General features: G+C 74.1%; 11 protein-coding genes. 4 read left to right on the forward strand and 7 right to left on the reverse strand.

Annotated features, from left to right (window positions below; genetic code table 11):
- Positions 1-184: 184 nt before the first annotated feature.
- A complete protein-coding gene (locus tag EIO00_RS16995) occupies positions 185-1,873 on the reverse strand; it encodes an amino acid permease (RefSeq protein ID WP_140180111.1) in 1,689 nt (562 codons plus the stop codon).
- A 247-nt stretch (positions 1,874-2,120) separates the two neighbouring features.
- Between EIO00_RS16995 and ggt the strand changes: the two genes are divergently transcribed.
- The 3 genes from ggt to EIO00_RS17010 all read left to right on the forward strand — a co-directional run bounded on the left by ggt (position 2,121) and on the right by EIO00_RS17010 (position 5,496).
- On the forward strand, positions 2,121-3,980 hold the full coding sequence (gene ggt, locus EIO00_RS17000; protein WP_338325936.1) for a gamma-glutamyltransferase: 1,860 nt from the start codon (positions 2,121-2,123) through the stop codon (positions 3,978-3,980).
- Between the two features lie 43 nt (positions 3,981-4,023).
- Positions 4,024-4,449 (forward strand): divalent-cation tolerance protein CutA, encoded by a 426-nt coding sequence (cutA, locus tag EIO00_RS17005; RefSeq protein WP_140180113.1) that lies wholly within the window; start codon positions 4,024-4,026, stop codon positions 4,447-4,449.
- A 141-nt stretch (positions 4,450-4,590) separates the two neighbouring features.
- On the forward strand, positions 4,591-5,496 hold the full coding sequence (locus EIO00_RS17010; RefSeq protein WP_241661413.1) for an oxygenase MpaB family protein: 906 nt from the start codon (positions 4,591-4,593) through the stop codon (positions 5,494-5,496).
- 46 nt (positions 5,497-5,542) lie between these two features.
- Here the strand turns inward: EIO00_RS17010 and EIO00_RS17015 are convergent, their stop codons facing one another.
- The 6 genes from EIO00_RS17015 to EIO00_RS17040 all read right to left on the reverse strand — a co-directional run bounded on the left by EIO00_RS17015 (position 5,543) and on the right by EIO00_RS17040 (position 10,833).
- Positions 5,543-5,842 (reverse strand): metal-sensitive transcriptional regulator, encoded by a 300-nt coding sequence (locus EIO00_RS17015; protein ID WP_140180117.1) that lies wholly within the window; start codon positions 5,840-5,842, stop codon positions 5,543-5,545.
- Between the two features lie 89 nt (positions 5,843-5,931).
- The gene (locus EIO00_RS17020) at positions 5,932-6,522 is read right to left on the reverse strand and encodes a histidine phosphatase family protein (RefSeq protein WP_140180119.1); all 591 of its coding nucleotides are present in this window, start codon (positions 6,520-6,522) and stop codon (positions 5,932-5,934) included.
- A gap of 240 nt (positions 6,523-6,762) precedes the next feature.
- Positions 6,763-7,878 (reverse strand): alanine dehydrogenase, encoded by a 1,116-nt coding sequence (gene ald, locus EIO00_RS17025; RefSeq protein WP_140180121.1) that lies wholly within the window; start codon positions 7,876-7,878, stop codon positions 6,763-6,765.
- Between the two features lie 260 nt (positions 7,879-8,138).
- Positions 8,139-9,278: a glycerate kinase gene (locus EIO00_RS17030; RefSeq protein WP_140180147.1), complete on the reverse strand. Its 1,140-nt coding sequence runs from the start codon at positions 9,276-9,278 to the stop codon at positions 8,139-8,141.
- A gap of 674 nt (positions 9,279-9,952) precedes the next feature.
- Positions 9,953-10,288, reverse strand: a complete 336-nt coding sequence (uraH, locus tag EIO00_RS17035; RefSeq protein WP_140180123.1) for a hydroxyisourate hydrolase — start codon at positions 10,286-10,288, stop codon at positions 9,953-9,955.
- Positions 10,285-10,833, reverse strand: coding sequence for a 2-oxo-4-hydroxy-4-carboxy-5-ureidoimidazoline decarboxylase (locus tag EIO00_RS17040; protein ID WP_161602743.1), 549 nt, complete (start codon positions 10,831-10,833; stop codon positions 10,285-10,287). Before EIO00_RS17040 ends, uraH begins: the two co-directional genes overlap by 4 nt.
- Positions 10,834-11,061: 228 nt before the next feature.
- Here EIO00_RS17040 and EIO00_RS17045 point away from each other — a divergent pair, with 228 nt between their 5' ends.
- Complete coding sequence (locus EIO00_RS17045) at positions 11,062-12,363, forward strand: helix-turn-helix domain-containing protein (RefSeq protein ID WP_241661414.1); 1,302 nt, start codon at positions 11,062-11,064, stop codon at positions 12,361-12,363.
- The last annotated feature ends 156 nt before the right edge of the window (positions 12,364-12,519 follow it).

A 12,519-nucleotide genomic window follows, 5' to 3' on the forward strand; every position in this document is an offset into this window, starting at 1 on the left:
GCCTTTTGTCGGCGCCCGGCCCCATATCCGACGGCCGGGCGCCGACCGGGCGCCGATCAGGGATCGATCGACACCCGGTCGGCGCCCGGCCGACGGCCGATCAGCGGCGGTGCCTGCCCCNGGCGCCGACCGGGCGCCGATCAGGGATCGATCGACACCCGGTCGGCGCCCGGCCGACGGCCGATCAGCGGCGGTGCCTGCCCCCGCCGCGAGGGGGCGGCGGCTCCGGCGGACGGTGCCGCCCGTCGGGGTGGGGCGGCGCGCCGTACGGACCGTGGGGCGGCGGGGGAGGAGCCGGCGCGGGCGGCCACGGCGGCGGCAGGGCGCGCGGGGAGGGCGAGGAGGGCGGCGGGGGCGGGGGGCCGGCGGCGGACCGGGGGTGCGAGGGGGCCGGCGGGGGCGGCGCCGTGATCCGGTGCAGCACGCTGTTGCGCCGGCCGAACAGCAGGTACAGCGCCAGGCCCGCCAGCATCCACAGGCCGAAGTAGGCCCACGTCCGCACCTGCACGTTCAGCATCAGCCAGCCCACGCCCGCGATGGCCAGCACCGGCACCAGCGGACCGCCGGGCACCCGGAACGGCCGCTCCAGGTCCGGGCGGCTGCGGCGGAGCACCGGCACCGCCGCCGACACCGCCAGGAAGGCGAACAGCGTGCCGAGCACCACGAGCTGCTCCAGCGTCAGCACGTCCACGGTCTGCGACAGCACGATCGCCGCGCCGCCCGCCACCAGCGTCGCCTGGCTCGGCGTCCGGTACCGGCCGACCGCCGCCAGCCGCCGCGGCAGCAGCCCGTCGCGGGCCATCGAGAACACCACCCGGGTCATGCTGATCAGCACCACCAGGATCACCGTGGTCAGCCCGAGCAGCGCGCCGATGTCGATGACCCGTCCCATCGACGCCGCGCCCGCCTCGGCGAACGCCTGGGTCAGCGGCGGCCGGGCCGGGTCCAGCTCCCGGTAGGAGATCATGCCGACCATCGCGACCGCGACCCCCACGTACAGCACGATCGTGATGAGCAGCCCGGCCAGTATCCCCCGGGGAACCTTGCGCGGGGCGTCCTCGGTCTCCTCGGCGGCGGTCGCGATCAGGTCGAACCCGATGTAGGCGAACGCGATCGCCGGGGCCGCCGCGATGATCCCCCACACTCCGAAGACCTGCGGGGTGCCGCCCAGCAGCACCTCCAGCACCGTCTGCCCGCCCTCGCCGTCGGCCGGCCGCCCTTCGGGGACGAACGGCCGCAGGTTGTCGGCGTTGAAGAAGCGCAGGCCGCCGACGATGACCAGGGCGATGACGATCAGTTTGGCCAGCACCATGAACCACAGCGTGCGCAGCCCCAGCCGCCCCCCGGTGGCCAGCAGGAGGACCAGCAGCGCCAGGATGCCGAGCGCGAACGCGTCGAAGCCGCGCTCCTGGCCGATCACCTCGGCCAGCGCGGGAGGCGGGGTCACCGAGAAGTCCGCCAGCGTCTGCGCGGCGATCAGCGACCAGGCCCGCGCCACCACCGAGGCGGCCAGCAGCAGCTCCAGGATCAGCGCCCAGCCGATCATCCAGGCGAACGGCTCGCCGAACGCCACGTACCCGAACGTGTAGGCGCTGCCCGCCGCGGGGACGACCGACGACAGCTCCGCGTAGCACAGCGCGGCCAGCAGGCAGATCAGCCCTGCCAGCAGGAACGAGACGATCACCGCCGGGCCGGCGGTGGTGGCGGCCTGGGTGCCGGAGATTCGGAAGATCCCGGCTCCGATCATCACCCCCAGCCCGAGGACCACCAGGTCGCGCGTCTGGTAGGTGATCGGCAGCCGATGCCGGCCCCCGCCGTATCCACGGCGGGTCGCCTGTTCGACCGGAAGCCGGCGCAGCAGCGTATCGCTCATGGACGTCTCCATGTGCCGGAGGGCAGTCCGCACGCCGGTCCGGAATGACGGGCCGGAGCGCCGCTCAGCGGGATGCCCAGGGTGGACTGGGCATCAAAGGATGTCCTGGATCCAGGTCAAACTTCAATAGAAATGAGCGTTTAATCCGAGATGCCTGCTTGATCACCATCGGTGGAATGACGGGGGCGCCGGTCGGGTAACGGGACCAGTGGAACGGTCGTGGTGATTCGTACGCAATGGAGGTCCCGTGCCCGCCGTGCCGCATGACCGGTCGCCCGTCCGCCCGCCCCGCCGCCTGGCGTTGGCCGGGGCGATGCTCCTCGCCCTGCCGCTGCTGGCGCCCGCCGCCCCCGCCGTCGCGGCCGTCCCGCCGCGCGAGGGGGCGGACTCCCGATGGGTGGCCACCGGCTACGGCGGCGCGGTCGCCACCGTGGACCCCGACGCCAGCCGCACCGCCGTCGAGGTGCTCCGCAAGGGCGGCAACGCCGCCGACGCCGCGGTCGCCGCCGCGGCCACGTTGGGGGTGACCGAGCCCTACGTGGCGGCGCTCGGCGGCGGCGGGTTCTTCGCCTACTACGACGCCAGGACGCGTCGCGTGCACACCGTCGACGGCCGGGAGACCGCGCCCGCCGCGATGAACGAGCGGTCGTTCGTCGACCCGGCCACCGGACAGGCCATCCCGTTCGAGGAGGCCGTCACCAGCGGCCTGTCGGTGGGCGTGCCGGGGACCGTCGCCCAGTGGAAGCAGATCCTGGACCGGTTCGGCACCAGGCGGCTGGGCGCCCTGCTGCAGCCGGCGATCCGGATCGCCGAGCGGGGGTTCACGGTGGACCAGGAGTTCCACGACCAGACGGCGGCGAACGCCGACCGGTTCGCCGACATCGCGCCGACCCGCGACCTGTTCCTGCCCGGCGGCAAGCCGCCCGAGGTCGGCAGCACGTTCCGCAACTCCGACCTGGCGCGGACCTACCGCGAGCTGGCGCGCCGCGGACCCGAGTGGTTCTACCGCGGCCCCATCGCGGCGGAGATCGTCCGCACGGTCAAAAACCCGCCGGTCGTCCCCGGCGCCGCCCGCACCGTGCGGCCGGGCCTCATGGAGACCCGCGACCTGGCCCGCTACACCGCGCCGCTGCGCCGCCCCACCCGCGTGACCTACCGCGGCCTGGAGGTGTACGGGATGGCGCCGCCCTCCTCCGGCGGCTCCACGGTCGGCGAGGCCCTCAACATCCTGGAGAACTTCCGCCTGAGCGAGGACGACCCGGTCCGGGCGCTGCACCTCTACCTGGAGGCCTCCCGGCTCGCCTACGCCGACCGGGGCCGCTACATCGGCGATCCCGACCACGTGGCCGTCCCGCTGAGCGAGCTGCTGTCCAAGGGGTTCGCCCGCGAACGCGCCTGCCTCATCGACCCGGACCGGGCCGCCCCCGGCCCCGTGCCGCCCGGATCGCCCGACGGGAGGTACCGCCCCTGCGCGCCGGCGACCGGCGCCGCCGACGGGCCGACCCACGAGGGGCCGCAGACCACGCACCTGGTGGTCGCCGACAGGTGGGGCAACGTGGCCGCCTACACCATCACCATCGAGCAGTTCGGCGGCAGCGGGCTGACCGTGCCGGGCCGCGGGTTCCTGCTCAACAACGAGCTGACCGACTTCACCCTCCAGCCGCCCGCGCCGGGCGCGGCGCCCGACCCCAACCTGCCCGGGCCCGGCAAGCGCCCGCGCAGCAGCATGGCCCCCACCCTGGTGCTGCGCGACGGCAGGCCCTGGCTGGCGGTGGGCACGCCCGGCGGCTCCACCATCATCACCACCGTGCTGCAGATCCTGATCAACCGGATCGACCTGGGCATGGACCTGCCCACCGCGCTGGCCGCGCCGCGCGCCACCCAGCGCAACACGGCGCAGACCCTCGCCGAGCCGGCGTTCATCGAACGGTACGGAACCGCGCTGACGGCCATGGGGCACGACCTGGCGCCGTTCCCCGGGCCGCCGGAGGGCCAGATCGGCGCCGCCACCGGGCTGGAGATCCTGCGCCCCGGCCTGGTCCAGGCGGTGGCCGAGCCGGTCCGCAGACACGGCGGCAGCGCTCTGGTGGTGCGGCCCCTCCGATGAGCGGGCCCGCCGACTACCATCGGCGAGGGGGAAGGAGCCCGTCATGGCCCAGGCATACCTGCAGGTGACCACGACGACCGACTCGCGCCAGGAGGCCGCCGAGATCGCCAAGTCCGCGGTGGCCGAACGGTTGGCGGCGTGCGCCCAGCTGGTCGGCCCGATCGCCAGCACCTACTGGTGGGAGGGAGAGATCGAGCAGGCCGAGGAGTGGATGGTGGTCTTCAAGACCACCGCCGACAACTTCGAGGACCTGGCCTCGCTGATCACCGAGGCGCACTCCTATGACACTCCGGAGATCATCGCCACCCCGGTGGTCGCCGGCAGCGCCGACTACCTGCGCTGGGTGAGCGAGCAGACCGTCGAGCAGTCCGCCGGACGGTCCCTCGGGCAGTCCGCCGGACAGTCGGCCGGACAGGGCGCCCGGAGCGCCGGGCGACCCGAGGGAGAGCCCACCGGAACTCCCGGCTGATCCCCGCGGGCCGGGCCGATGATCTGGGCATCGCCCCTGGTCAACCCCGCTTGGACCGCTTATGGTGTGGCATTGCCCATATTTGGGAAGTAAGTCATTGATTACGGTCCATGTGTCGGGTATGGCGGCGAGGTGATGTCCGTGGGCGAGGTCCGCGAACTGGAGAGGTCTCGAGAGCAGGCGCCAGCCCGCGCGCAGGGAGCGTCGGACTACGGGCTCTTCGGCCCCGATTCGGTGACCTGGCGGGTGATGAGCGAGCCGGTGATGATGATCAGCGGCTTGCGCGCCCTGCTGCTGCAGGCCCTGCATCCCCGGTCGATGTGGGGGACCGCGCAGAACTCCGAGCTGATGGACCCGCAGTCCGCCTGGCAGCGGCTGATCCGCACCGTCGACTTCGTCCGCATCCGGACCTACGGGACGCTGGAGGAGGTCGAACGGGTCGGCCGCCGCGTCCGCACGATGCACGCCAAGCTGGAGGGACTGGACCTGCGCACCGGCGAGGTGTTCCGGATCGACGATCCGGAGAACCTGCTGTGGGTGCACATGGGCGAGGTCGACTCCTATCTGGACATCGCCCGGCGCTCGGGCATCGTGCTCAGCGACGAGGAGGCCGACCGGTTCGTCGACGAGCAGCGCCGCGCCGCCCAGGTGGTCGGGCTCGACCCGGCCGACGTGCCCGCCTCGGTCGCCGAGATGCGCGAGTACTACGCGATGATGCGGCCGAAGATCTGGGCCTGCCGGGAGGCCAAGGAGGGGCTGCGGAGGATGCTCAACCCGCCGGTGCCGCGCATGCTGACCCCGCTCAAGCTGGCCGCGCCCGCGGTGACCGCGCTGGCGGTGTCCACGCTGCCGCGCTGGGCCCGCCGCATGTACGGGCTGCCCGGCCTGCCGACCTCCGATCTGGCCGCCACGCTGACCCTGCAGGCCCTGCACCGGGGCAGCCGGGTGATCCCGGCGCAGCTGCGCTACTCCCCGGACGCCCGGCGGGCGCAGCAGATCATGCGGGAGCGCGCGCAGAGCCACGAGAGGCTGGAGATCGCCTCCTGACGTCGCCGCCGGCGACCGGGAGGGGCGACGGAACGGACGGGGCCGGTCAGCCGCGCCGCAGCAGCCGGCCCACCGCCGCCATCAGCTCGGTGGACATGACGTCGGCCTTGCCCTCTTCGGCCCCCTCGGCCACGCAGTGGCGCACATGGCCGTCCAGCAGCCCCAGCGCCACCTTGTCCAGCGCGGCCTGCACGGCGCTGATCTGGGTGAGGATGTCGATGCAGTACCGGTCGTCCTCCACCATGCGCTCGATGCCGCGCACCTGCCCCTCGATCCGCCGCAGCCGGGTCTGCAGCTGATCCTTGGTCGCGGTGTAGCCGCGTGTCGGAGTCCCGTTCGCCGGCATCGCCTCGCCCCTCCCACGTGGATCTGCTCGACCCACCAGGTTATCCACCCCAGGGGGGTATGTGACCTCTCCGTGACCGTGCGGGTCCCTTATCGGACGGGCACGTTCCAGGAGGCGACGACCGGGCGGCCGTGCTCGGTGCCCAGCGTGGACACGGTGCCGGTGTGCAGGGCGAACAGCCGGCCGGCCGCCGGCTCCAGGCCCAGCCAGCGGGCGGTGAGGACGCGCAGCACATGGCCGTGCGCCACCACCGCCACATCGCCCCGCTCCAGCCACGGGCGGATGCGCGCCAGCGCGGCGTCGCATCGCTCGCCGACCCGCTCGACCGTCTCCCCGGGGTGCTCGGCGTCCCCGGGGATCACCCCGTCGGTCCACAGGTACCAGCCCGGCCGGTCCCGGCGGATCTCGGCGGTGGTGACGCCCTCATAGCCGCCGTAGTCCCACTCCCACAGGTCGGGGTCCAGCTCATCGACGGTCAGCCCGGCCAGCTCGGCGGTGCGCCGGGCGCGCAGCGCCGGGCTGCAGACCGTCCGCACGATGTCGCGCCCCGTCAGCACCGAGGCCAGCGCCCTGGCCTGCCGTTCTCCACGCTCGGTCAGCGGCACGTCGGTCCGGCCGGTGTGCCTGCGGTCGCGGCTCCACTCGGTCTCCCCGTGCCGCAGCACGACGATCTCGCCCATCGCATGCGCGCGGCGCAGGCCTCCCGCCTCGGCCGGCGGGAGCGGTCCGCGCTTCCCCCCTTCGGCACCGCATTGTCCCGCACGTCGGCCCGCCCCGCGCCGGCGGGGACGCGGGGCGGGCCGACGGGGCCCGGGAACGGCCGATCCGGGGAGGACGAGGGGCGGGCGCCCGCCGCTCCTCGTCCGGCGGGGACCTCGGGGCCGATGCGCCCGTCCCCGTTCATGAGGCCGCCCGCCCGCTCAGGCGAGGACCTCGGCGGCGTCCACGCAGTCGAGGCCGTGGGCCTCGGCGACCGGCGCGTAGGTGACCGCCCCGGCGTGGGTGTTCAGCCCGTGCGCCAGCGCGGGATCGTCGCGCAGCGCCTGTCGCCAGCCCTTGTTCGCGATCGCCACCGCGTACGGCAGGGTCGCGTTCGTCAGCGCGTAGGTGGAGGTGTTGGGGACCGCCCCCGGCATGTTGGCCACGCAGTAGAACACCGACCCGTGCACCTGGAACGTCGGGTCGTCGTGCGTGGTCGGCCGCGAGTCCTCGAAGCAGCCGCCCTGGTCGATGGCGATGTCCACCAGCACCGAGCCCGGCTTCATCCGCGCCACCAGGCCGTTGGGCACCAGCGTGGGGGCCTTGGCGCCGGGGATCAGCACCGCCCCGATCACCATGTCCGCGGCGACGGCCTGCTGCTCGATGGTGTAGGCGTTGGACATCAGCGTCCGCATCCGTCCCCGGTAGACGGCGTCGATGTGACGCAGCCGCTCCACGCTGACGTCCAGCACCGTCACGTCGGCGCCCATGCCCACCGCGATCTGCGCGGCGTTCAGCCCGGCCACCCCGGCGCCGATGACCAGCACCCGGGCGGGCGCGACCCCGGGCACGCCGCCCGGCAGCACTCCGCGCCCGCCGGACGAGCGCATCAGGTTGACCGCGCCGACCTGCGGCGCCAGCCGCCCGGCCACCTCCGACATGGGGGCCAGCAGCGGCAGCGACCGGTCCGGAAGCTGCACGGTCTCATAGGCGATGCCGGTCACCCCGGCGTCCAGCAGCGCCATGGTGCACTCCCGCGAGGCGGCCAGATGCAGGTAGGTGAACAGGGTCTGACCGGCCTGCATCCGGTGGTACTCCTCGGGGACCGGTTCCTTGACCTTCAGCACCAGCTCCGCCTCGCCCCACACCTCGTCGGCCGAGTCGACGATCTTGGCGCCCGCGGCGGCGTACTCGGCGTCGGGGATCGACGAGCCCGCTCCCGCGCCGCGCTCGATCAGCACATCGTGGTGGTGGCGAGTCAGCTCATGCACTCCCGCGGGCGTGATGGCCACCCGGTACTCATGGTTCTTGATCTCCCGCGGGACTCCGACCTTCACCGTGTCCTCCGTTGATCATGGCGTCGTTGCCCTGACCTGTTCTCCAAGGGGCAGACCCCAGGCCCCCCGACGGGAGACACACGAATCCCGCCTCACTGCGGCCGCCTGCCTTTAGGGTGGGACCTGAACGCCAGCTCAGGCCATGTGCAGCGTGTACGGCGATCCGGCCCGTTGCTGACAGGCCGTAAGAGGGTCAGGGGCGCGCCGCCGGCAACGGGCACGTACCCCCTCACCCGCCGGGCTCACCTGCCCGCCGTGCGTCACGGCCTCCCCGCCGAACCGGCCCGCCGCTCGGGCAGCCACTCGTCGGCGATCGCCACGGTGAGCTGCTCCAGCAGCGGACCCGCCTGCCGCATGCAGCGTTCCACATCGGGTTCGATGTCGGTGAGCGCGTACACCGCCTGGATGCGGGCGCGGCGCAGCTGCTCGCCGGTCAGCCCGCGCTGCCCCACCACCGCGATCACCGGGGCGCCCGCCCGGGAGGCCGCCCGCGCGGCCCCGATCGGAGGCTTGCCGCGCAGCGTCCGCACGTCCAGCATCCCCTCCCCGGTGATCGCCAGCCGGGCCTTCCGCGCCTTGTCGGCGAACCCCAGCAGCTCCAGCAGGTACGCGCTGCCGGGCCGGATCCGCGCCCCCAGGAACGCCAGCGCCGCGAACCCCACCCCGCCCGCCGCTCCGGCCCCGGGCAGGTCGCGGACCGATCGGCGGCAGGCGGCCTCGACCAGGTCGGCCCAGCGGCGCAGTCCCGCGTCCAGCACCCGGATCTCGGCCCGCCCGGCGCCCTTGCGCGGGCCGTGGGCCATCGCCGCGCCGCCCCGGCCCAGCAGCGGGGAGTCGGCGTCGGTGGCGACGATCACCTCCACCCGGCTCAGGTTCGGCATGCCCCGCAGGTCCAGGGTGTGCAGGGAGCGCAGCGCGGCCCCGCCCGGCGGCAGCTCCTTGCCCGCCGCGTCCAGCAGCCGTCCGCCCAGCCCCTGCACCAGCCCGGCCCCGCCGTCGGTGCAGGCGCTGTCGCCCAGCCCCAGCACGATCCGCCGGGCGCCCATCCGCAACGCGTGCGCCAGCATCTGCCCGGCGCCCAGGCTGGTCGCCGACAGCGGCCGGGGCCGTCCGCCGGGCAGCTGGCGCAGCCCGGACGCCTCGGCCAGCTCCACCACCGCGGTGCGGCCGCGCATCGCCAGCGTCGCCGTCACCGGCTGCCCGGTGGGGCCGGCCACCTTGACCTCCACCCGCCGCCAGCCCGCGGCGATCGCCGCCGCCGCGGTGCCGTCCCCGCCGTCGGCCAGGGGGAACTCCACCACCGGCACGCCGGGCCGGACTCGGCGCAGCCCCGTCGCCAGCCGTCGGGCGACCTCGGGTGCGCTGAGCGACCCCTTGAACCTGTCCGGAGCCACCAGCACGTGACCGTCCGGATCCGAGGGGCCCGAGGGGAATGCTGCGGAGACCACTGTCACGCCTTTCGCACCCAGGGGTGAAACCTTGCCCGCCGATTACCGGGCTTCGGGACTATTTGACACCCCGGGACGGCCTCGCGTCGCCTGCTCTGCGGCACCGATCTGAAATTCTCTCTGCGGCGCGCCGGTCGTGTGCCGGTTGTATTCGATCTTGCGGTGAAATGCCTGGTACGCCTCACGGCAGGGGCGCGGGGCGGGGAAGGGCGAGGTGTTCCGGGCAGACCGGAACCTTGTTCAGAGGAAGTCCCATGGGACTCGGACGGCCGTCGCGACCGCCGGGGCGGACGACGGCGTCGGCGGCCCGCCCGTGGGGGCGGAACGCCGCCGTTCGGTGCGGATGTCGATGGCCGGGATCCGGCCGGCGGTCTCGGGCGGGGCCGTGTGCCCGTCCTCGATGCGGCCGCGGAACTTTGCTCCCGCGGAGTCGGGCACCGGTCCCCGCCCCCGGCACCACGTGGGCGCCCTCCGCCGAGTGCACCGCCCGCGCGGTGCGGACCTCCTGGCCGCGACGGACGAACGAGCGCCCGGTCACCGGGATGCGGTCCAGGGCGCACTCTTCGATCGACCCCCGGGCCGTGCGGAATCGTCGGCCGTCCATCGGATGCCCGGTCAGCCGACCATCAGCCGTCCCGATGGGTCGAATACCCGTACGGGCTGATCAGCAGCGGCACGTGGTGGTGCTCGCCCGGATCGGTGACCTCGAAGATCACCATGACCTCGGGATAGAACGTCTCCACTCCCTGCCCGGCGAAATAGGGGCCGGTGCCGAAACGCAGCCGGTGGATGCCCGCCGACAGCCCGCCTTCGCCGGGCAGGTCGCCGAGCCGGCCGTCGTCGTCGGTGAGGGCTTCCGCCAGCGGCCGCCAGGTCCGTCCGTCGTAACGATCCAACCGGACCGGCATCTTGGCGGCCGGCCGGCCCAGGCGGGCGTCCAGGACGCGGGTGCTCAGGCTCACGAACGCTCCAACAGCTTGTCCGGTCGCAGGTGGGCGATCTCCGTCGGTTCCTCGCGGACGATGCGTCGTCGGGTCTCCTCATCGTCGCCGAGCCGCCCGGTCGACGCCTCCGGCGTCCGCTCCGCGTCGAGCCCCGCGGCGCAGGCCAAGAGCGCGTGACCGAAGCGTTCCTCATGCGCCGCGGCGCCCTCGCGCGACCGGCGCAGCACCTCCCGCCCGGCGCCGACCGCCCCCGCCCGCCCGCGGCGCGACCGGGCGGACTCCCGATCCGTTCCCTCGGGGCGCTCGCCGATGCGCGGATGACGGCTCGGCGCCTCCTCCGCCTCCGCCCGCTCCGGCCCGGCGGACGCGGCGTCGCAGACGGCCTTGAGCACGGCGGCGTCCGGACGGGGGCGCCCCTCGGCGACCGTCCGCGCCCGTCTCCGGGGCCCGCGGCAGGACGACGGCTCGCGCTCGGCGTCGCGGGGCGACAGGGCGTTCGGCCGGTCCGCCCCCGCCGGACGCCCGCCCGTCGGACCGGCGCCGTGCGCCGTCGGCTCGCTCATGGGGTCCAGTACAGCAGCCCGGCCCCGCCCGTTCCACCGCCGAGCGCGCATCACGGTTCGATATCACGGGGAGCGGTGTGCGCTCGCCAACCGAGGGCGGGGTGAATACGCTGCGATATCTAGACGAAAGGCGACCGAGGATCGCGCTTCGGGCATTCGGGGACCTGGGGACAACCAGATCACGTGCGCGCCCCCGCATGCGCGGGTGATGACGATAGGGGTTTCGTGGTGGCCGGTCAGGAGACTCTCGGACAGCGCATCCGTGCGCTGCGCATCCGTCAGGGCGTCAGCCAGGCGCAGCTCGCCTTCCCCGAGCTGTCCGACAGCTATATCTCGCTGATCGAGAGCGACAAGCGAGTACCCGCCCCCAGCGTGATCGAACTGTTGGCGGCCAAGCTCAACTGCTCGGCCACCTACCTGATCAGCGGGGTCAGCGAAGAGGTCGTCGACGACCTGCGGGTGACCTTGGACTACGCCGAGATCGCGCTGCAGAACGGCGCCGCCGCCGAGGCCCGCGCCCGGTTCGCCGACGTGCTGGCCAGCACCGACGCGGTGGCGCTGCCGGAGCTGCTGGCGCAGGCCCGCTGGGGGCACGCGCTGGCGCTGGAGGCGGCCGGGGAGCTGGAGGACGCCATCGAGGAGCTGCGCCGCCTCACCCAGGAGACCTCCGCCGAGGCCGACCTGGAGCAGTGGGCCAGGGTGCACGTGGCGCTGAGCCGCTGCCTGCGCGAGCGCGGCGACATCAGCGCCAGCGTGGAGGTCGCCGAGGAGGCGCTGCGCAAGCTGCTGGCCTCCGGGGCGGAGGCCACCGACGGGGCGGTGCACCTGGGCGCCTCCCTGCTGGCCGCCTACATCGAACGCGGCGACCTGGTGCGCGCCCGGCAGCTCGCCGAACAGCTCATCGAACGCGCCGAGCGGATCGGCAGCCCCAAGGCGCGGATGGCCGCCTACTGGGAGGCCGCCTATGTGGCCGAGGTGCGCGGCGACTACGAGGAGGGCATGGCGCTGGCCGAGCGGGCACTGCCGCTGCTGGGCGCCCTCGACGACGCCCGCAGCCTGTCGCGGCTGCGCATCGTGTACGCGGGACTGCTCCTGCGCGCCCGCCCCGACCAGGCCGAACGCGCCCGTGAGCTGCTGGTGCGCACCCGCGAGGGGATCAACTCCAGCGCCGCCGGGGAGATCGACGTGGCACTGTGCCTGATCGAGCTGGCCCGGGCGGAGACCGCGCTGGGCCGTCCGGCCGAGGCCGTCGACCTCGCTCACGAGGCCCTGGACCTGCTCGGCGACGCCCCCCGGCGGGCCAGCGCGATGGCGCTGACCGTGCTGGGCGAGGCGTACGTCCGGCTCGGCCGCACCGAGGACGCGATCGAGGTGCTGACCCGGGCCGCCGCCTGCATGGAGGAGATGGAGTCCACCCGGGAGGCCGCGCAGGCCTGGTTCGATCTGGCCGAGCTGCTGGGGGAGACCGGTGCGGCCGACGGGCCCCGGCTGGGCGCCTACCGCCGCGCCCTGGCCTGCGTCGGGCTTTGATCGCCTTCCGCAGAACCGTCGCGCCTTCTCCTGCGTCCCAGTGATGCGCTTTCGCGGCGATCACCGGTCGGACATGGACCGGTCCCACCGCCGGCCGGACGGGGACGAAGGGGAAGGCCGATGTTCGGAGTAGTGCGGCCCTGCCGTCATGTGATG

This window comes from Thermomonospora catenispora, assembly GCF_006363815.1.
Taxonomy (GTDB): domain Bacteria; phylum Actinomycetota; class Actinomycetes; order Streptosporangiales; family Streptosporangiaceae; genus Thermomonospora; species Thermomonospora catenispora.